Raw genomic sequence first — 19,892 nt, 5'->3', positions numbered from 1 at the left:
GCCCTTGGTATTCAGAGCCCGGCGAGCAGCTTGCGGTAAGCCTGCGCCAGACGCTCCAGGACGTCAGCACCCGGAAACGCTTCGTACAAGGCAATGTGGCTGCCTGCCTGGACACGCGGCTCAAGCTCGCACAGCTCATTGAAACGGTTTACCGCGGCCGCCATCTGAACGCGCTCGTTATCCAGCAGCAAGGCACCATGCGCCAGCACTACGGGACGCCTTCCGCCCTGGCTCTGACGCCAGCGCTGAGCCGTTCCAACCATTTTGCGACCATTGAGGTTGACGTTGAAGCGACCGTCGCAGAATGCGCCTGCCACCTCACCCAGTGAGGCTTGGCCACCCAGGTCGGTCATCAGATCGAGAATCGGCTGACATAATCGCAGGTAGGCGGTTTCTATACGGTCACGATCCACGTCAGTGGGCGGTTGCGCGTAGACCAGTGCGATGTTCAGCGTGGCAGAGGACTGCGGCACTGGCTCGCCGCCGGTTTCACGCAAGAGGACGGGCCATGCGTTGTCCGACAGGGTCTCGCTGGCTTCGGCAAAACCCGCTAACCGGCTCATCCGCCGTGGCATGACCAGCGCGCGATCATTGGGCCGCCAGAACAGCAGCCCGTGATCTGCAGCACCTGCACATACCGACGCCAGAAGATCCTGCTCGGCCTGCAGGCCTTGTTCGACACATATGTCGATGATCGAGTCTTGCATGCCGGCCCTCGCAAAGATGTTCAGCTCAATACGCTCAGTCGCTGGACGAAGCGCTTACTGCAATCTTGCGCTCCGGGAAGAACAACCGCTGCAACTCGGCGCCCGGGTGTTCGGCACGCATGAAGGCCTCACCCACCAGAAACGAGTAGACATCGCTGATTTCCATCAGCTCGACATCCGCACGATTGAGAATGCCGCTTTCGGTAACGACCAGGCGATCACGCGGGATGCGCGGGAGCAAGTCCAGCGTGGTTTCCAGGCTCACCTCAAAGGTATGAAGGTTGCGGTTGTTGATGCCCACCAGCGGTGTATCGAGCGTTTTGAGTGCGCGCTCCAGTTCGTCGCCGTCGTGCACCTCGACCAGTACATCCAGCTTCAGGCCCTTGGCAACGGCAGCCAGTTCAGCCATTTGCACGTCATCCAGTGCCGACACGATCAACAGAATGCAGTCAGCGCCCAAAGCACGTGCTTCGACCACCTGATAAGGGTCGATCATGAAATCCTTGCGGATCACTGGCAGGTTGCACGCCGCACGTGCCTCCTGCAGATAGGCATCGGCGCCCTGAAAGAAGTCCACATCGGTCAGCACTGACAGACAGGTCGCGCCACCGGCCTGATAACTTCTGGCGATCTCGCCCGGCAGGAAGTGTTCGCGGATGACGCCCTTGCTCGGCGATGCCTTCTTGATCTCGGCGATAACGGCAGGCTGCTTTGCCTTGGCCTGAGTGATCAACGCCTTGGCAAAGCCACGTGGCGCGTCGGCCCGGGCGGCCTGTTGTTCAAGCTCGGTCAGGCCCACAATCGCACGACGAGCCGCAACTTCCTCGGCCTTTCGGGCAAGGATCTTTTCCAGTACGGTTGGCACACTCATGCTTCGTTCTCCTGCTTGAATACCGCCGTGAAGGCACCCAGTTCTTCCAGTTTTTCCCGCGCCAGGCCAGTGTGCAGCGCATCGTGCGCCAGGGCCACGCCTTCTTTCAGGCTTGTCGCGTGATCAGCAGCATAAAGCGCGGCGCCGGCATTGAGCACGATCATCTCCGCAGCTTTCTGCCCGTTCTCGGTTTTGCGGCGTCCCAGCGCATCGCGGATCAGCTCCAGCGAAGCCGCCGGGCTTTCCACGGCAAGGCCGTACAGGCTCTGACTTTTGATGCCCAGGTCTTCGGGCTGTACCCAGTATTCGGTGACTTCGCCGTTTTTCAGCTCGGCCACGAAGGTCGGTGCGGCCAGACTGAATTCGTCCAGGCCGTCCTGCGAGTGGACCACCAGCACATGCTTGCTGCCCAGACGCAGCAGCACCTCGGCCAGCGGGCGGCACAGCGCCTGGTTGAACACGCCGACGATCTGATGACGAACGCCGGCCGGATTGGTCAGCGGGCCGAGCATATTGAACAGTGTGCGCAGACCCAGTTCGCGGCGCGGCCCGGCCGTGTGCTTCATGGCGGTGTGATGAGACTGGGCGAACATGAAGCCGATACCCACGCTGTCGATGCAACGCGCTACCTGAACAGGCGTGAGGTTCAGATAAACCCCGGCAGCCTCGAGCAGATCGGCACTGCCGCTTTTGCCCGAGACGGCACGATTACCATGCTTGGCCACGGTGCAACCCGCGGCGGCGATGACGAAAGCGGAAGCTGTCGACACGTTGAAAATATTCGCGCCATCGCCGCCCGTGCCAACGATGTCGACCACGCCGTCCAGGGTTTTCAGTTCGACCTTGCCAGCCAGCTCGCGCATGACCGACACCGCACCGACGATTTCATCGATGGTTTCGCTCTTCATGCGCATACCCATCAGAAACGAACCGATCTGCGCTTCAGTGCATTGGCCGGTCATGATTTCGCGCATGACATCGCTCATCTCTTCAGTGGTCAGGTCCAGCTGGTTGACCACGCGATTGAGCGCGCTTTTGATATCCATGGGGGTACTCATAAAAAATCCTTAGCCCTGACGATGACCGCCACTCTGCTTGAGAAAATTGGCGAACAGCTCGTGGCCCTGCTCGGTCAGGATCGACTCGGGGTGAAACTGCACCCCTTCGACGTTCAATGTCTTGTGGCGCAGGCCCATGATCTCATCGACCGAACCGTCTTCCAGCGCAGTCCAGGCCGTCACTTCCAGGCAATCGGGCAGCGTATCCTGTTTGACCACCAGCGAGTGGTAGCGGGTGACCACCAACGGATGATTCAAGCCATCGAACACCCCGCCGTCCTCGTGAATGACCGGGCTGGTTTTGCCATGCATGACCTGACGCGCGCGGACCACGTCGCCGCCAAAGGCCTGACCGATGGACTGATGCCCGAGACAGACGCCCAGAATCGGCAGTTTGCCCGCGAAGTGCTTGATCACATCCAGCGAGACACCGGCTTCATTGGGCGTGCACGGGCCAGGCGAAACGACGATGTGCTCCGGGTTCAGGGCTTCGATCTCGGCGATGCTCAGTTCGTCATTGCGAATGACTTTGACGTCTGCCCCCAGCTCACCGAGGTACTGCACGACGTTGTAGGTAAACGAATCGTAGTTATCGATCATCAGCAGCATTTTGCTATCAACCTTTTGATTTACTGACTTGATTCAGGCCTTCCGGATTCTGCTTCACTCATGCATCCCCTCGTCAGCCACAAGGCCGGGGGACGGAGAAAAACATCACAAAATCGAAGGCATACAGGTACGGGACCGGCAGGGCCGGCAAGGAAATAGTCAGGCGCGCCAACGCCAACGGGCGTGAGCCTTGATAACGCGCATCAAAAGCTTGCTGACTGTCGTCACGGAAGGGGTCTCATCGGTACGTTTCAGGACATTAGCGTACCGAATCGGCCGGTGCAATATGAATGTACCGGGCCGCGCCGATTGAAAAGCAGTTAAAGGCTGAAAAGAGGGCCGCGCCTCCTTGCGGAGGCGGGATTGAGGCAGGGGCACGATGGCCTGGGAGGTGGGGAGCCGAGAGGAACATCAGTGCGCAATCTCGCGCACATAGGCTTGGCAGGCCTTCAAAGCGATCAATCCCTGATCGCCGTAGTCGGTGATGGCGACAATTCGTCCAGCAGCCGCTGGGTCAAGTTCGCCTCGCGGGCTTCCATGAACCACGCCGCCGGTGTCGGTGCCGGCTGGCATGCCATCGCGCTTGGCGGGGCTGTTGGCGAGGAGGACTGACAAGCGCAAATCAGCGGTAGCCAGGCGATCACGCAAACGAGCCTGAGCAGTCTGTGCATCGCTCAACTCCTTGTGGATGGTTGTATCGTTGGTGTGCAAACGGACTTCCAGCGCCCGTCGTTGTGCCTGCTCGGCGTTCTGCCAGTCGACGACCGCCAGCGCCGCCTGCTCGCGCTCGCGCTGCCACGTCAGCGCTTGCGTGGACAGTTGCAGGCCATAGCGGGCCGCCTGCCATTTCCAGGCGGCCCAGGTACCCAGCCCTGACCCCAGCACGAATGCGAGGATCAGGCATCGCAGATCCGGCATTTTCACGGCAGCACCTCCAATGCCCGCTGGTAAAGCGCCTGCCGGTCCGCCAGGCCGTTGGTACCGCCATTGATGCGGCGGGTGATCATCAGAAAATCACCCTGGTCTGCCAGCACGTTGAGGTTGGCCCGGTCCCAGAACCACGCCGCCGACATGGCGGCGTGGTCGGGTTGTTCGAGCAGTTGTGGCTGGGCAAGCAAGTCCAGCCCGAGCGCCTCCCCGCACGCCTCATAGTTGGTCCGCCCCGTCACCTGAATCAGCCCACGGCCCCGATACAACTGACCGTCGCCATCTGCTTCTGGCGTGTTGCCCAAACGCAGCGCCAACTGGCCCGTGTCGTACTTGGCCAGATAGCTGTCGCTACCCAGCTCGCGCACATAACGAAGCTGCCCGGACTCATGCCCTATCTGAGCGATGAACGCGGCGATACGCAGGCGAGTGTTGATGGCGTAGCGGGCCATGGCGATGTTGAGAGCAGGAACGAAAACGCCGGCTTTAGAGCCGGCGTTGGGGAGGATTTGCAGTAGTTGTTGCTGGTTGATAGGCATTTAACCTCCTGAGGCTTATGCCGTCAGATATCCCATTTGGTCGTGCTGAGCCAAAAATTGGCACAGCCTATATCGCCTCGAAGTCAGTGATTCGAGTTATAGACACAACGTTAAAAATGAAGCGCTATTAAGTGCCCGTATTTTGAACAGTCGAGTCCGAAGGAACCGAGTAGATGAAAGGTTCCGCAGGCGGCTCAGGCCACTCGACCGAGAGCGGAAAACCGGATTGCGACTCGATCTGAGCAAGACGCACTCGGTAAGTCCTCCACGCCTTGAACTCTGCCTTCAGTGCTGGAATTCTGTCAGTTTTCTCACTGGTCGCTCCTTCCAACTCCGCTGTATCCTCGATAATTTCCAAAGACGTTTGCAGCGAATTTATTTTCGCCGTTGCCAGCGACGATGCTGCGTCACGCTTAAGCATGACTGATGCAAGCACCTCTATTTCTACCGGCTCTGCAATATCGCCAAACTCCCCGGCATACGCTCTCTCATAGATATCACGCCCATAAGCAGCGCTGTCGTTTGGAGAAGAGGAAAACGGGATCTCGCCCAATGTCTCCTGTGTTTCAACAAAAACCACATCCAGTGTGATCATCGTGTGTTCAGTATTCCAACGCGGATTACGCGCACTCTTCAAAGTGGCCATCAAGAAACCCTCAGGCAAATAGTAACGGAATTGGTTGCGTCCAGATTTCTGTCCTGGACATATCCCATAAGACGCCATGTACCAGTGGGTGCACCAGCCGCATGGGAAGAAGCGGCAGAAAACAAACAAGAACTGCCTTGTACAATATCTCCAGGATTTGAAGGAACATTCGTTGCACCTCCTCCTACTAAAAGAAGTGCATATGTACCTACCCCTCCCGCCGGTTGAGTACCCAGAACCGGCATAAGGTTCCTTTCATGCATAATCCAGCCGAAGTCAGTCGCGTCTACCGTGATTCGGGGATTAGTACCGTCATAGCCGATTTTTATGAGGTTATTACCCTGACCGGCACCTGTGCCCTGCTGCACGGGAGCAAAGCCTAGTCTCGGTTGGAGATAGTAAACTGTGTTGTCGCTGGCCCGTCGCATGTATGGCAGATCGGGATTATTGGAAGACATCCCAACGGTACTAACCCAGTCAGCGAGCGGGCGCTGAGAATCGCGCAGATCTATCTCAGCCTTTGTATAGCCATCCGTGATTCCATAGCCAGATAATGTAGAAGCCTTATCAGCCTTGTCAGAGGGTTTAAAATTAGACGACGCCCATAGCGTGCCAAGATCTGTTTCATCAACGGTTGCTTTCAGCCCCGATGAAGACCAACCAATTTTTACAGGGTTGCCCAACTGCCCTATACCAGTACCTTGCTGAATCGGGGTATAGCTCAACTTGGTTTGCAGATAATACACCACGCCATCCGACTCACGACGCATATACGGTGCATCGGGCTGGTTGGACGCCAGGCCAACTGCCGTAATGGAGTCCCTTGTGGGGTAACGGGCATCTCGTAGATCAACCTCTGCCTTAGTATAAGCATCGGCAATTCTATACGCAGCGAGCGTTGTGCCCCAATCGGCCTTGTCAGTGGGCTTGAAGTTATTGGAATACCAAAGATTGCCAAGGTCAGTATTATCGACCATCGCCTTGAGGCCGTTATTCGACCAGCCGATCTTCACCTTGTTGTCGAGCTGACCGGTACCCCCTCCTTGTTGTACCGGGGTAAACCCCAGGCTTGGTTGCAGGGCAACCAGAGCGCCATCGGACTCACGGCGCATATAAGGCGCATCAGGCTTGTTATTGGCCAGACCCACATAGGTAATGGAATCGCGCAGCGGCCGCTGAAGATCGCGCAGATCGGCCTCGGCCTTGGTATACGCATCCGAAATACCATTACCGCTAAGTGTTGTCGGATTACTCCCCTCTTCCACCTGCCCATATTTATTGACCTTGACCCGAGTGTAATCACCCGCGGCCACACCACTGCGTCCCAGCAAACGCTCGAACGCAAGGTCAGTTGTACCCAGCACCGGCACCGTCGTATTGACCAGTTGCCATACGGTGCCCGCGTTTTTCGTGCCGGCCTGCACCGGCACCATATGACCCGGCGTGCATTCGGTGCTTTCGTTCGCATCCTGCGCACGTGCCCAGGCGCCTGCCGCGGCGACATAAATCCAGTTCTGCGACGCGGTGTCCTGATTCTTGACCAGCACCCGATCGCCAGCCGCCAGCGTGACGTCATCAATGGTCTGCAAACCGCTCAGCCCAATGGAGACTGTCGTGGCGCAACGCACCGATTTTTTGTAATCGGATGCTGCCAGGCCAAGAATGGCTCGATGCAACTGGGTGACATCCTCCTCGTTGGGCACCAGACCGGCGCCCAGGATCACGTTCAAGATCTCCTGCGTGACCGAGTTGCCCCACTGCGCCGGGATCAGCGAACCAGGGGTGCCGGTCGCCGGGTTTTCATCTACAAACTTGCCGCTTGCCAAGCCTACGCCCGGCACACTCTTGGGATAATCCACATTGTGTTCCTCAGTTGAAGTTTACGAATTCGACGCTGTGCGCCGGTGCTGCTCGACGGATCAAACATTCGATTGCGAGCCCGGGGTTGACCCCGAACCGCTCGCCCCAGTAGCTGGCCCCGAAGCGTCTGCCCAGGCGCTGGCGCCCGCCGGTGTTCAGGGTCCACATGAATTGCGCGTTCCAGGTGCCGAAGTGCGCCTGGCCAAAACGCGAACGCCCCATACGGGGCGCTCGGTGTTCGGTCACGGTGGCATCGGGGTAGCCCTGGCTGATGGCAATGTCGATGTAGAACGCCGCGTTTTGCCCTCCTGTTGCCACGAGCCGCTGGCGCACCGACAGACGCCGGTCAGCGAACAACGGTTTGAGCCCCAGGCACGGGTCGGGCAGATTCATCACCCGCTCCCAGTCCGGGACCAGCTCACTGACGGTGGCGGGGTCCATCTCGTTGAGCAGGTCGAACGCGCGGCCATCGATGCGCGCGAACTCGCGGGACAGCCCGGTAATCACCTGCTGCAATTCCGGCACCCGCTCCGGATCCCACGCTGGGCCGGGGGGCAACAGCGCCTGCAGTTGCCCGGCGTAGTGTTCGGCAGTTCTTATGACGACCATTGAATACCCCCGAACGTGAGCAGCTGGTTGGCCGCCGCAGTAACATTGGCCACTGGCGAAATCAGCACATGATCGGTTTCGCCCGTCGCGCGACTGATGGCCTCGGCGATGTGCGTGAGCAACAGCGTTTCGCCCAGTCCGCCCTCACGGTTGTGCAGGTCCAGCAGCTGCGCCTCGACCGCCGCCCGCACGGCGGAGGTGTCCGGTGTGAGCCGGATCGTGTAGACCACCGGTTTCTGCACCGGCGCCAGCACATACACATCCGCCGTAACCGGACGCAGCGGCTCGATATACGCCGCGACCGCAGCGAGCTGCTCGGCGTCAGGAATGGGATCGGCCTGGTCGTCACGCATGAAGAACACCGCCACCGTCCCTGGCCCCATGAACCGGCGCACACACCAGGCGCGCGTCACGCCCGGCACTTCCAGCGCCCAGGTCACGTAATCATCCTGATTGCCGCCATGCGGGATGACCCGGTAGGAGCGCACGACACGCGCACGCAACGACTCGATACTTTCCTGCGAGATGCCGCCGGACAGACCGTCGGCAATGACGGTGAAGGTGCTGTCGATGCCTTCGACCGGTTGCACGGCAGTCATCACCAGACCGGCGTCCGCATTACCCAGAACACCGGCATCCACCGCTTCGACCGTGGTTGTGTTATTGCCCGCAACCGTGGTGACGCCTTTGGTGACGCGGTAGAAGCGTCCATCACTGAACTGCAGCACAGTGTCCGCATCCAGCACCGCGCCGGCTGCAGCGCTGAAGCGCACCGTGCCAGTAGCGGCCTGTGCCACCTTGCGCGGTTGCCTCAGGCGCAGGATGGCTTGCCGCTCGAGGGTCTCCTCGTCGGCGGTGTCCGGCAGAATCTGGTCGGCGATCCAGTCCTGATAGCCGTACAGCCCGTAGGCCGCACCGCTGTGCGCGCGGGACAATACCCGGGCATCGGACTGACGCAGCGCTTCGTCGGCAAGGTCGACCTGGGTTCGGTTGATCAGCGCCGGTAACGTAGGTGTTTCAAACGGCATAAATCACCTGCCACTGTTCAGAAGGGTTGAAACGCACGATCTGACCGTCAGAGACGACCAGCTCGACGCCCAGGTTCAGGCGGTTGCTCTGAACCTGTTCGGTAAGGATGTTGATGTGCGTGACCTGGCCATCTTCGATCAGCCAGTCGAGCGCTTCGCGGGCATAGAACTCGGCATCGCGCTGGGTCTGGGCAGTCAGCCTGACCCGGCGCAGCAGCCACAGCCTGGAACCGATGCGGTCATTGGCCTGTGCCGGGTAGGTGTCGCCCCACCAGCCATAGCGCTCGGCATCGTCGAACGGGTCGTCCGCTTCGGCACGTCGCCAAGTGAACAGGCTGATGACCACCGAGCGCAGCAGAGACGCCTGCAGAGAGCCTTCGATGATCATCCGGCACCTCCAACGGGCGGCCCGCTCTGGCCATTCCCGCCCTGCACGTTGCCGTGCAGATGGCTGATCTGGCTGATACCCGCGGCGAGCTGGTCGCCCTGGGAGACGATCTTTCCGGTCTGGGTGATCTGCGGTGTGTCGAAGTTCACGGCCACCGTCGCCTTGATGTTCAAGGTGTCGGTTTCAATGTCGATGACCTTGCCGCGCTTGAGGTGAATCTTGTCGCCCTCGTCGGTGTAGATCGCCACTTCGCCCGACTCCAGCCCTTTGAGCCGATAGCGCCGGTCGGCCACCACCAGCAGCAGACCGTGCGACCGGTCGCCACCAATGAACGCGGCGATACCTTCAGCGCCGGCCAGTGGATTGCTGGTGAAACCGTAGGGTTCGAAGTGCTCCATGTCGTCCTTGACCTCTCCGGCGGTGAGGCGCATTTGCAGCGCCTGCATTTTGCTGCTGGCCCTGGCGAGCACCACGGTGCCGCGCACCAGCATGCGATTGAGTAAGCTCATGAGGTTGTTTCCTCGTCGATGGGCAGCAGCCAGGAGTAAGCATCCTGATTGACCTGCACCTTGCTGCGCTTGTTGGGGTCACCCGGCTCGGCCTGGAAACCTTCAGGCGGACCGACCACCAGTGTGGTGATCGTGCCTTGGTCACTCAGCGAATAGGTCACGGCTGAAATCAGCATGTTGCGGCTCGTAAAACCGATGACCGGATCGATCACCCGGACCATGGTGTTATGCCGCCAGAGCGCCCCGTTGGACTGCCGCCAGCCCTGGACCTTGTAGGTGGTGAGCAGCGCCTTGCCAGCCCGCTGACCACGCTCCCAATTGGCGCGACTCAGGGCGAGTTTGGGTGTGATCGGCGCATCCTCATGAACGACCAGTACGCGAAGCCGCTTTTTATGCGCGGGATCGTCATGCCGGTTATCCGTGACCTCGGCCGAGACCTCCGACGACTCCTTGCCGAACGTCTGGTCATTACCGGTTTGTTGACCGATGACCCGGTACTCGGAAAAAAGCCCGGAAAAGTCCCGCGCGATGACGGCGCTCAACACGTTCTTGCCAAGTTCGAGCGCGTCTGCGCTCTGCCCGCGACTACCCGGCCTGGCCAGCACCACATTGCCGTATTCGTCATCGGTGGAAAAAATCCGGAACAGGGTCAGCAGCCGGTCAATGGACTTGAACACGGTTTCGGCAGGCTCGATGGTGTGATCGGCCATCTTCGAGGTTTCCGGTATTTCGCTGATCACCGACAAACCATAGGGAGCAGCCAGCGCTTCAACGATCTTCAGCACCCCCACCTCCTTCCACTGACTCGGCTTGTTGATGGCCGAGCAGTCGATGAGGTCGGCGGTTTTCGAGCGTCCGGAAATCTTTAGCGTGACTTGCTTGCCGTCATAGCTGATCGGCGCGGCAAACACCCAACCGGTCAGAATCAACTCGCCGCCGATACGCACTTCGCACGCGGCGCCAGGCGTGATCGGATGCGAGATTTCAGTGCCCGGCCACTGCCAGGTAATGCTCACGTCAAAGCTGCGCGCCTGACGCTCGATCCCGGCAGAGATTTCCACCGACTTCCAGCCGGCGTAGTCGTGCTCGTCAACCGTCAGGGTGACAACGTTAGGGTCGATCATGGGTCACTCCTGAGCGATCTTCAGCGTGCCGGGCGGCACGAAACCCGGATGGGCCAGCCGATTGCGCTGCACCATTTCCTGCGCCCGGCTGGCGTCACCGAATCGGCGATAGGCCAGCACCAGCGCGGGCAACGGCTCGGACACCTTCAGGTCCACCAGACGCACGCCAGAGGCCGCCACCGCGTTGAGGTGCCGGATCAACGCCTGACGCAACGTGTTGAGCGCCAGGTAATGTTCAGGGTCGGCTTTCAACGACGCTTCCCAGATGGCTGAACTCAGCGTGTCGCGCAGTTCGATGACGTCATCGGCAACCGGCACATCCACGCGTTGCAGCGCTTGCGTCACTTGCTGATCCAGCGACGGCACCACCGTGAGCGGCGTGACGGTCGTCGCAACCGGCATGCTCGCGACGATTTTCGCCACCTTGACCAACAAGGCATCCTGGACCAGATTGGCCGCGGCCTGCGCCGTCACGCCGGTATCCAGCCCGCTGCTCTGGCTGACCAGATTGATGCCGGACACTGCCTCCGCCTGTTGCGTGGCCTCGGAAATCACCGACCGGTAATCGACCGTTTCAACAGAGGACACCCCGCCATTGCTGCCGGACCTAGCTGCCGCGCTGCTCGCAGCGGTGCCGTTACTGCCACTCGCGGAACCATTGCCTGAACCGCCCCCTGTCGAGCTGCCGGAACCTGCTCCCGTACTCGCCCCGCCAATACTGCTGGTGCCATTCGCTCTTCTGGCTCGACGGCTGTCACCGTCGAAACTGGCGAAGAACGTGCTAAACAGCGTGCTGACCGTCAACGGCGCATTGACCAGCGAATGCACCAGCGCGGTGACATCCGAATAAATCGTCATGAACGGTGTGAACTGCCGCTGAATGGTCGCGAATACACCCGACAGGGCGCTGCGCAGCGCCTGAATATTGATACGCACCGCGTCCACTGTGGCCATCACCGAGCGGTAGCGCCTGAGCGCCGAGTCCAGCAGGCTCTCGGATGCGCCCAGCAACTGCCGTCGCGTATTGAGCGTCGACACGGGAAACTTGAGCGGGTTGGCCGGATAGAATTTCAGGTCCAGCCGGACGAGTCCGCCTTCGCTCAGGTTGTGTGTAACACCACATTCGCCAACCTGGACCTGCACGCGACCCAGCCAGGGATGCACCAGCTCGCCGGCACCTTCCTGCTCCAGTGCCTGCAGCAATTTGTCTCGCTGTTCGAAACAGTCGGGACCGACAATGAACCCCGTCAGCGTATGCACTTTCGACTGTTTGCCCAGCGACTCGAAATAAGGCTCGTCGCGTTGTGGAAACTCATGCAACTGCCCCTTGCGGCCTGCCGGGACGACGGCTTTTTCAATGAAAAAACCGACGCCCCGGAAAGACGCTGGCAGCAGGCTGTCACGCCATGTACTCATGATCCGGCTCCTGCGCCGAGGGTTCGATAACCGACGTTTGGCGATATCGTCAAACCCGGCTGGTTGGTTTGCACTTGCCCGGCACGCATGCCCGGCGGCGCGTTTTCAAAGCGAATGTTGAGCTCGCCTTCAAGTCGCGGGCCGGCCCCGGCTGCGCCCTGTTGCAACAACAGGCTGCCGGGGGCCAGCGGGATGGGTACGCCGAGCAATTGGCTGGTCGGCGGCACGCCAGTGGCCTGATTGAGCAACTGTTGATTTGTGCGAACGTTCTCGACGGCACCGGCCGCCAGAAACGCTCCAGTCCCGCCGCCTGGCCCTGCGTTGCGTATCCGCTGTTCTTCCGCGAACTGATTGGCCTTCTCGGTCGCCCGCTGCAGGACGGTCTTATTCGTGTCGCCACCAAACCAGCTCATGATCGGCTCGATGAATGGCTTGATGTCCGCCCACAGACCTGCGAACCAGGTTTTGATCGGCTGCCAGTTCTCGATGACCATGCCCAGCGGCGAAAAACTGAACAGCGTTGCCAGCACATCGGTAAACGGTTGTGCCTCGGCCTTGATGGTTTCCCACAGGCCGGCCAGGTACTCGGACAGCGGCTGCCAGTTGGCCACGACCATGCCCAATGGCGACCATGCAAACAGCGTCTGCAGAAAATCGAAGACCGGCGTGGCCAGCGCTTTGATCACGTCCGACAGCGCAGCAAAGAATTCGCTCAGTGGCTGCCAGTTGGCTGCGATCATGCCCAGCGGCGTCCAGGCGAACACCGCCTTGAGCACGTCCCACAGCGCCATCACCGGTCCGCGAATCGCCTCCCAGACCGCTTGGAAATAAGGTGCGACGGTAGACCAGTTGGCGATCAGAAAACCTGCCGCCAGCGCGAGGCCGCGCACGATCAGGCCCAACGGTGACATGCCCATGACCGCAGCCAGCAGCCCGGCGGCACTCGTCGCAGCGAGAACGGCGACTTGCAGTACGCCGAAAGCAATCGCGGCGCCCACGACGCCCTTGATCACCTCTGGATGTTCGGCCGCCAGCGCGGCGACCTGAGAAATCATCGGCCCGATCACGGCCATCGCTTCGTTCATCGCCGGCAGAAACATACTGCCGATATTGATGCCCAGACGATCGACACGGTTGGTCATCTCTTTGATGGCAGTGGCCGTGGTCTGGGAGTTGTCTGCGAACTCCTTCTCGATGGAGCCGCTGTTTTGCACGCCCTCCCCGACCTTGGCCAGGTTGGACCTGAGCACATCGAGGTGGGCCAGCAGCGGCGTGATCGCGCCCAGCGATTCGGCACCGAACAGCTGCGTGATGACGTCCGACTGTTTGCCGGGATCAACACTGGAAACCGCCGTCAGGACCTTTTCAATGGTCCCGGACGGGTCACTCTGCATGCCTTGGGTCAGCTGGTTGACGTCGAGCTGCAACGCCTCGAACGCCCCGGCTTTCGCCGCGCCCCCTTCGGTCAACGACTGCATGAACCGCTTCATGCCGCTGGCGGCCACATCGGCCGGCACATCGACGCTGGCCAGGGTCGCGCCCATTGCCGCCAGTTGCCCGGAGGCCATCCCCGCAACCGGCCCGAGCGGGCCCATTGCAGTCACCATGGTGGCGACTTTCTTTTCCAGGTTGTTGCCGCCGAGCACGTTGATCTTCTCGGACAACGCCGCGACCTGCGGCTGAGTCATCTGAAACGATGACCGCCACGAGGCCATCATGTCGCCCGACTCGGCCGCCGTCTGATCGAATGCGACGCCCATTTTCACGGCGTCGCTGGCAAACCCGGTCAGTTCTTCGCGCGGTACGTTGGCCTTGGCACCTGCGGCGACAATCGCCGCGATACCGTTGGCGCTTTCCGGCAGTCGTTCACTGAGGTCCAGAATGTCGGAACTCATCTGCTGGAACTGTTGCGGTGTTTCAAAGGTGACCGATCGTTTCACGCCGGCCATGCTGGTCTCGAAACCGATCGCTGCCTTTACCCCGGCAATCAAGGGCTCTGCCAAAGCATTGCTCTTGATCATCTCGCCCACTTCGACGTTCCCAAGACCAGAGCCTTTAAGCCTGGTCTCGAAGCCTTCAACGTTGTTGCGGATGGTTGCCAGCGTTGGAGACAGCTTGTCGACGCCGGTAATCAGCGTCTTGATAGTGTCTGCCATCACTCCCCCTGCAGGATCTGGTTGATGCGTTGCGTCTGCAAGATCGACTCGGTGATGATGTCCAGCTCCCTGGACATCATCAGTTCGGGATCGGTCTTCCAGAAGTACGCGAGGTCGTAAACGACGGCGATCAGTCCTTCGAGGTCGCTGATGCCGCTGCCATGAAAAAACTCGCAACCTTCCAGCTCAGCGTGTTGATGTCGCACAGGTCCATCTGATTGACCGACGAGGGCGGGATGCCAGCGCAGACGGCGATGTATTTCGCCGCCACGTCCAGATCCAGGGAGACTTCCTCGTTCTTGTCAATTCTGTACGGCAGGGCCTTGATGGCCCGCGCTTCCTGCGCTGTAGGGCGCCGGAAGGTCAGTTGCCAAAGGGTTTCGCCGTGCGCTTCGATCGGGCTGGCCAGGTCGATGACTTCACTCATTGCCAGCTCCCCTGATTGCCGTCGAATTGCAGTTCGATGGTGCCGTCGTCAGCCTTGCTGCTCGGCTCATCGACCAGGTAGGCGCCGGACAGGACGTAGGTCTTGCCGTTCTTGAACTCACAGGTGATAGTCATGTCCACACCGGTGGTGAGCAGCTTGAGCGGCAGATCCGCGGTATGCACGGCGGTGAATTTCAACCAGGCAGCCTTTTCGGTTTCCTTGTAGTAACCAGGCACGACCGTCTCGCGCTTGATGTTCATCAGAGGCGCTTCGCCGCCGCCGCTGATGGTCAATTGGGTGCCATCCACTTTGATGTAGCAGGTACCCGCAACTTTCTGACCCATGTTGTTTATCTCCAGAATGAAAAAACCCGCACGAGGCGGGCTTGAAAGGGTTGGTTAGGCTTATGCCGCTTCGTCGTACTGCAAGCGGAACTGGTTGAGCAGCGCGAACACGCGCAGGCCGTTGATGTAGTCAGGCGGGAACATCACGTTCACGCGGCTTGGGTCATTGCCGTCACGCTCGACGATCAGGTGCTGGGCGAACGTTTCGGCGTTCTCCACATGACCCTCTTCCTCAAGACGTGCGTATTGCGCAATCAACTCGCCACGGATGGTGCTCGGCGTGATGATCGGCTGGCCGGCACCGAAGCGCGTGCCATCGTTGGCCAGCTTGTGGCGGCCGTACTTGCTGGTGATGATGCCTTGCAGGCGACGGATGATGAACGCCGACTGGTGCATGGTTTCGCTGTCCAGGTACGAGTTGTCAGCCTGGCCATAAGCGTTCTTCTGATAGGTGGTGATCGAACGCTGAATGCGCACGTAACCGCCTTCGTAGTACGCCGTGGCGATGCCGTAACGCAGCAGCGACTCACGCTCGGTCAGGGTGAAACGCTGACTGGCCGGAGCCGGATCGATGCCAGGCATGGTGCCGCTCTGGGTCGGACGGCTGGCGTCGGCAGAGATGAACACCGCCGTGCGCGCAGCCAGTGCAGCGGCTTGCAGCCAGACCGGTTGCGGAACACCGTTTTCCACACCCTGCAGGGTGATGTGCTGATCGTTGCGCAGTTGACCTGCGGCCACCAGCGTACCGACCGTGCCGCGCTTGGCGCTGTAAACGTGACCGTACAACTGACGCGCCCAGCTCCAGCGACCGGTGCTGTCGTCCATTGCCGCTTTCCAGGCATCCAGCGTAGCGGTGTCGGTCCAGGGCATGCAGATGAACTCGAACGGCTCATCGCCCAGCGCAGCCAGTGCCTTGAGCTGATCAGGCGTACCCACGCCGCCGGTCATGGCTGATACTGCCGCCGTCAGGCCAGCCGGAATGACTTCGCCATTGGTCTTGCCCTGGCGATTGAATTCCAGCTGGATGTCATTGCCGCTTGCCCCGCTCCATTTGCAGGAAAGGGTCAGCACACCCGCTTCGACAGCCGCGGTGATCGGCAGGTCAGGCGTGGCATTGATCTTCACCGACAGTGCCGTGGCCGCCTGGGCAGCGGTTGCACCGTTAACGACAGTGGCCTGCACTCGCATGCCGCCGACATACAGGTTCAGCAGACCGGCTTCGGTCGCCGCCCCGGTGAGGGTAACTTTCGCACCGGCCTTGGCGCCTTCGGTATTGAGCAGCGGCAGGCACCAGACTTCGCCGGTGGGGTCCGCCTTGCGCCAGGTTTCATACATGGAGGCCAGCATGGAACCCTGACCGCCGATGTTTTTCGCCAGCGCCACACTCGGCACCAGCACCAGAGAACCCAGTTCGGGGCCGGACACGTCGTCGTTGACCTGCGCAACGATCAGGCGACGCATGCTAGCCGACGCGCTGTTGGCGGCAGAGTTGTCCATCTCCGCATAAAACAGCGGCACGCGGACATCGGATGGAATGTTGTTAAAGCTGATAGCCATTGTTTGGCTTCCTCTTGGTTAAGCCGTGAAGGCTTGATGGGTGGTGGTGGATTGCTCGGTTTTAAGGGTGATGTCGCCGTCGTTCTGACGACGCTGCCACCAGGCGTTGAAGGTCACCTGCCGGCCTTCGACGGGCAGCAAATCGCCCGCCTCCGGATCCGGCACAGTGCGGCCCTCGGCCGGTATTACAGTGATGCGTTGAGTCATGGGGTTACCTCTGCTGTGAACTTCGCTTCGATACGGCCATCAGGGCCGGGGGATTTCAGATTCGGATCTGCGGGGTCAACGCAGTCCATCTCGAGGGTGGCGCCGGTAAAACCGGGCAAACCATCCAGATACGCTTCGTGCCAGGTCTCGGCAGGCTGATCGGCGGTGTTGCGGCCCAACTGGAACTGCGCGGCAAAGCCGAAGCGATACGTCACCCGGTCGCCGCTGATCTGCACCAGCGCACCACCGGTGTATTGCATCGCGTCGTAATCGTGATCCGGGTTCCAGCCCACCAGTGCACGCCACAGTTCGGCGCGCAGGGCATGCAGTTGCTCACTGGCTTCCTGCCCGCGCTTGTCACCGCCATCGAGCACCACCACGACATCGATCGTGTCGGTGATGTTCTGGCGAATGACGTTCTGCAAATCGTTGGCCGTGGACTGATCGCCAGTGGCAATCACGTACGCCGACGGGTGAGCGAGCTGATCGCCGAGGGCGACCGCAGCCCAGTCGATACCGGCACTGATTCGCCCGGCAAAGCTCGGGCAGGTCGCCTGCAAATGGGCAACTATCGGGGTTATCTTCATAAGGGGTTCCGCGTGTGTTGGAGTGATCTGACGTGATGAATGCGCCTACTGGCTTACCTTGCCCAGCGCCTCATCCGCCTTGTCCGCCGCGCGACTGGCCGCATGCGCAGCCTGGCTGGCGATGGAGGCAGCCGTCTCGACCTTGTCCGCCGCCTGCGTTGTGGTTTCGGCCAGCCTGTCCAGGCGCCGGTCACGTTTGCCCAGAGCTGCGTCATAGGCATTGCGAACCTCGGCCAGCTGCTGCGTATGCTCGGCATTGGCCGACCACTGCCCGGCCTGAAAACCGAGCATCAGGCAGCCAGCGATCAGCAGCATGGAAATCAGCCAGACCTCCAGGCGCCGCCACCAATGGCGAGCGATGAAATCAATTGCGCATCTGTGCATCGTTTGCACCTCCGAGTTGGGATCGCAGCCGGGCTATTTCGGCGCTTTGCGTAGTGACCTTGTCGGTAAGCTGAACGATGTGGCTGGTGAGGGCTTCGATCTTGCCCTCCATCCGGCCAACCGCTGCGGCGAGTTCGTTGCGCTCCTTGGCGAACTGATCAGCCCGCGCTTCAGCCTCTTTGCGCGCCTGGCGCTCGGAGTCGAGCAGTTCATTGAGGCGGCGAACCGTGCCGATGTCCGCGTTGTCCATCGCCCGGTCTGTTGCGTCTCTGGAAAGAAACTTGCGCAGCCATAAAAAGCCGCCAAGCAGAATTGTGCCCGTGCCGCCCAGCCAGGTAGCTGTGCCTGGGCCTAGGTCGGTTGGGTCCATGGGTACTCCGTAACAGGCTGGTGGACTCTCAAGGCCCTCGTTGATCGAAAGCCTGAACAAACTGGAAAGAGCCCCTTGATACGGGGCTCCGTTGTCGGGTCAGAACGGAATGACTTGCACCGTCATGCCTGTGCATAACCCCACAGGGCAACGCGCTCGGCAAAGTACGGTGTGACCAGTGCGACGGTCTGCGCCTGGTTGCTGGCTTCCAGGCTCATCTTTTCGCCATCGGTGCCTGGTCCTGTAACCCACAGCGTCACTGGCACCATTTCTGCCTTCGCTTTATCGAGCAGGTTTTTCAGCGCGGTGCGACCGGCAGCCGTTGGCGGAATCCCTGTTTCACCGATAAATGCGGCCATCTTGTTAGTCTTGGCATAGGTCAGAAACGGACCCACGATTTCATCGCGCAGAACGGTCGGCGAGATCAAATCGTTGTTATTGGCGTAGGCACCGCTGGAGCTTTTATCGTAATCGCCGTAAGCGTGGGCTTCCCAGACGATTGCATTGGCCGGATCGACAATCTTCGACTGAAGGTTGGCGGAGACGGTGGCCCAGTTTCTGGCGCTTGCAAACTCCAGCCCACAAATGAACACCGGCTTTTTCGAGCTATTGCGCAACGCCTGCAGCACGGTATTCATCGTGCTGATGTACAGCGCTTCAAGATCAGGCAACGTAATGTAGTCTTTGGCACCTACCGTGGTATTCGAATACGGCTCGTTACCCAACCCCCAGCCCAGCACCATCGGATCGTCGCATTCAGTGACCAGCTTCTGGTGGAAGTTGGCCAGGTGAACGGCGCTCCAGAAAGTGCCGTTGACACCGTTCCCGTCCTTGATCAATACCGATTCGGTTGCCTTCCAGCCATTCTGATTACCGGCCTCTGCGGCAGGAAGAATGCGTCCGGTCAGCGTCCCGTTTGCATCTGTTTCGTAGCGATGCAACCGCATGTAGTGGTGCGGATCAGGAATGATTCTGGCCTCGCCGTTGGAGTCATCGCGAATCCAGCCAAGCATTTCTTTCCAGCGCTTCACAAAATCGGTGTTCAGGTTCGCCCCTTGGCCTGGCAGACCGTCCAGAGTCGACAGCTGAATGGCGCGCTGAAGTTCGAACGGAAACCGGATCAGACGCACGCCCCGGTTCTTGACCCAGGTCGTGATGGTTCCACGATTGGGCCACTGGTAATGAGTCCCGGCCTCGCCCGGCACGATCTGTCCGGCGTTCGCCACCGAACCCAGGTTGATACCTACCAGCGGAATATTCTTCAGCTGGCTGACAGCAGAACTGCTATTGGACATGATTGATACCTCTAGTTGGCACCGCGAGGCAGCAGCGACGCTGCTGTACCTCTTTCGCTCAACGGCGATAACTCGAGGCTCGCGGCCTTCACATGATTCAACGTCCCGCAGCGGGAACATTTGATCTGGAGCTCTGTGTATTCACCCATGCGGGCCAGCAGTTTCTTGCACTGCCCGCATCTAAAGTTTTTCAACATCTACATTGGCCTCCATGCGCCTGGCCCAATGAAAAACCCCGCCGGAGCGGGGTTTGAGGTGGGTCGCCAGTGACCGG

At 60.2% G+C, this 19,892-nt stretch carries 24 protein-coding genes; all 24 read right to left on the bottom strand.

Features of this window, described 5'->3' with window-relative positions:
• Positions 1-11: 11 nt before the first annotated feature.
• Positions 12-707, bottom strand: coding sequence for a biotin/lipoate A/B protein ligase family protein (locus KBY08_RS22910; protein ID WP_024640874.1), 696 nt, complete (start codon positions 705-707; stop codon positions 12-14).
• A 34-nt stretch (positions 708-741) separates the two neighbouring features.
• The gene (trpC, locus tag KBY08_RS22905; protein WP_011269105.1) at positions 742-1,578 is read right to left on the bottom strand and encodes an indole-3-glycerol phosphate synthase TrpC; all 837 of its coding nucleotides are present in this window, start codon (positions 1,576-1,578) and stop codon (positions 742-744) included.
• Positions 1,575-2,624: an anthranilate phosphoribosyltransferase gene (gene trpD, locus KBY08_RS22900; protein ID WP_024640873.1), complete on the bottom strand. Its 1,050-nt coding sequence runs from the start codon at positions 2,622-2,624 to the stop codon at positions 1,575-1,577. Before trpD ends, trpC begins: the two co-directional genes overlap by 4 nt.
• A gap of 21 nt (positions 2,625-2,645) precedes the next feature.
• Positions 2,646-3,245 (bottom strand): aminodeoxychorismate/anthranilate synthase component II, encoded by a 600-nt coding sequence (locus KBY08_RS22895; RefSeq protein WP_003394873.1) that lies wholly within the window; start codon positions 3,243-3,245, stop codon positions 2,646-2,648.
• A gap of 411 nt (positions 3,246-3,656) precedes the next feature.
• Positions 3,657-4,169 carry a lysis system i-spanin subunit Rz gene (locus tag KBY08_RS22890; protein ID WP_058822376.1) on the bottom strand — a complete coding sequence of 171 codons (513 nt, stop codon included), beginning with the start codon at positions 4,167-4,169 and terminating at the stop codon, positions 3,657-3,659.
• On the bottom strand, positions 4,166-4,711 hold the full coding sequence (locus KBY08_RS22885) for a glycoside hydrolase family 19 protein (RefSeq protein WP_024639972.1): 546 nt from the start codon (positions 4,709-4,711) through the stop codon (positions 4,166-4,168). Before KBY08_RS22885 ends, KBY08_RS22890 begins: the two co-directional genes overlap by 4 nt.
• 127 nt (positions 4,712-4,838) lie before the next feature.
• Entirely contained in the window at positions 4,839-5,357 is a 519-nt protein-coding gene (locus KBY08_RS22880; RefSeq protein ID WP_103360402.1) for a phage tail assembly chaperone, read from the bottom strand.
• The gene (locus KBY08_RS22875; RefSeq protein WP_103360401.1) at positions 5,357-7,216 is read right to left on the bottom strand and encodes a phage tail protein; all 1,860 of its coding nucleotides are present in this window, start codon (positions 7,214-7,216) and stop codon (positions 5,357-5,359) included. Before KBY08_RS22875 ends, KBY08_RS22880 begins: the two co-directional genes overlap by 1 nt.
• A gap of 10 nt (positions 7,217-7,226) precedes the next feature.
• Complete coding sequence (locus KBY08_RS22870; RefSeq protein WP_010439013.1) at positions 7,227-7,826, bottom strand: YmfQ family protein; 600 nt, start codon at positions 7,824-7,826, stop codon at positions 7,227-7,229.
• Positions 7,814-8,854, bottom strand: coding sequence for a baseplate J/gp47 family protein (locus KBY08_RS22865; RefSeq protein ID WP_111522363.1), 1,041 nt, complete (start codon positions 8,852-8,854; stop codon positions 7,814-7,816). Before KBY08_RS22865 ends, KBY08_RS22870 begins: the two co-directional genes overlap by 13 nt.
• On the bottom strand, positions 8,844-9,242 hold the full coding sequence (locus KBY08_RS22860) for a phage GP46 family protein (RefSeq protein ID WP_024643159.1): 399 nt from the start codon (positions 9,240-9,242) through the stop codon (positions 8,844-8,846). Before KBY08_RS22860 ends, KBY08_RS22865 begins: the two co-directional genes overlap by 11 nt.
• Positions 9,239-9,751, bottom strand: coding sequence for a phage baseplate assembly protein V (locus tag KBY08_RS22855; RefSeq protein WP_003372720.1), 513 nt, complete (start codon positions 9,749-9,751; stop codon positions 9,239-9,241). The genes KBY08_RS22860 and KBY08_RS22855 overlap by 4 nt, the downstream gene beginning before the upstream one ends.
• On the bottom strand, positions 9,748-10,875 hold the full coding sequence (locus tag KBY08_RS22850) for a phage baseplate assembly protein (RefSeq protein WP_003401994.1): 1,128 nt from the start codon (positions 10,873-10,875) through the stop codon (positions 9,748-9,750). The genes KBY08_RS22855 and KBY08_RS22850 overlap by 4 nt, the downstream gene beginning before the upstream one ends.
• Positions 10,876-10,878: 3 nt before the next feature.
• On the bottom strand, positions 10,879-12,291 hold the full coding sequence (locus KBY08_RS22845; protein WP_111522364.1) for a DNA circularization protein: 1,413 nt from the start codon (positions 12,289-12,291) through the stop codon (positions 10,879-10,881).
• Entirely contained in the window at positions 12,288-14,447 is a 2,160-nt protein-coding gene (locus KBY08_RS22840) for a phage tail tape measure protein (protein ID WP_111522365.1), read from the bottom strand. Before KBY08_RS22840 ends, KBY08_RS22845 begins: the two co-directional genes overlap by 4 nt.
• Before the next feature lie 130 nt (positions 14,448-14,577).
• The gene (locus tag KBY08_RS22835) at positions 14,578-14,874 is read right to left on the bottom strand and encodes a phage tail assembly protein (RefSeq protein WP_111522366.1); all 297 of its coding nucleotides are present in this window, start codon (positions 14,872-14,874) and stop codon (positions 14,578-14,580) included.
• Complete coding sequence (locus KBY08_RS22830; RefSeq protein ID WP_003316279.1) at positions 14,871-15,218, bottom strand: phage tail tube protein; 348 nt, start codon at positions 15,216-15,218, stop codon at positions 14,871-14,873. Before KBY08_RS22830 ends, KBY08_RS22835 begins: the two co-directional genes overlap by 4 nt.
• A 60-nt stretch (positions 15,219-15,278) precedes the next feature.
• Complete coding sequence (locus KBY08_RS22825; protein ID WP_003401998.1) at positions 15,279-16,775, bottom strand: phage tail sheath subtilisin-like domain-containing protein; 1,497 nt, start codon at positions 16,773-16,775, stop codon at positions 15,279-15,281.
• An 18-nt stretch (positions 16,776-16,793) separates the two neighbouring features.
• On the bottom strand, positions 16,794-16,982 hold the full coding sequence (locus KBY08_RS22820; RefSeq protein WP_003401999.1) for a DUF2635 domain-containing protein: 189 nt from the start codon (positions 16,980-16,982) through the stop codon (positions 16,794-16,796).
• The gene (locus KBY08_RS22815) at positions 16,979-17,569 is read right to left on the bottom strand and encodes a hypothetical protein (RefSeq protein ID WP_011269116.1); all 591 of its coding nucleotides are present in this window, start codon (positions 17,567-17,569) and stop codon (positions 16,979-16,981) included. Before KBY08_RS22815 ends, KBY08_RS22820 begins: the two co-directional genes overlap by 4 nt.
• A gap of 45 nt (positions 17,570-17,614) precedes the next feature.
• The gene (locus KBY08_RS22810; protein ID WP_011269117.1) at positions 17,615-17,953 is read right to left on the bottom strand and encodes a lipoprotein; all 339 of its coding nucleotides are present in this window, start codon (positions 17,951-17,953) and stop codon (positions 17,615-17,617) included.
• Positions 17,934-18,323 carry a hypothetical protein gene (locus KBY08_RS22805; protein ID WP_003411734.1) on the bottom strand — a complete coding sequence of 130 codons (390 nt, stop codon included), beginning with the start codon at positions 18,321-18,323 and terminating at the stop codon, positions 17,934-17,936. The genes KBY08_RS22810 and KBY08_RS22805 overlap by 20 nt, the downstream gene beginning before the upstream one ends.
• A 122-nt stretch (positions 18,324-18,445) precedes the next feature.
• Entirely contained in the window at positions 18,446-19,618 is a 1,173-nt protein-coding gene (locus KBY08_RS22800) for a cellulase family glycosylhydrolase (RefSeq protein ID WP_024661077.1), read from the bottom strand.
• A gap of 11 nt (positions 19,619-19,629) precedes the next feature.
• On the bottom strand, positions 19,630-19,815 hold the full coding sequence (locus KBY08_RS22795) for a Com family DNA-binding transcriptional regulator (protein WP_011269119.1): 186 nt from the start codon (positions 19,813-19,815) through the stop codon (positions 19,630-19,632).
• Positions 19,816-19,892 lie beyond the last annotated feature (77 nt).

It is taken from the genome of Pseudomonas sp. P135 (genome assembly GCF_020312125.1).
In the GTDB taxonomy this organism is placed as follows: Bacteria; Pseudomonadota; Gammaproteobacteria; order Pseudomonadales; family Pseudomonadaceae; genus Aquipseudomonas; species Aquipseudomonas fragariae.
The sequence above is the reverse complement of the archived record's forward strand: the minus strand, read 5'-3'. Positions and strand labels throughout refer to the sequence as shown.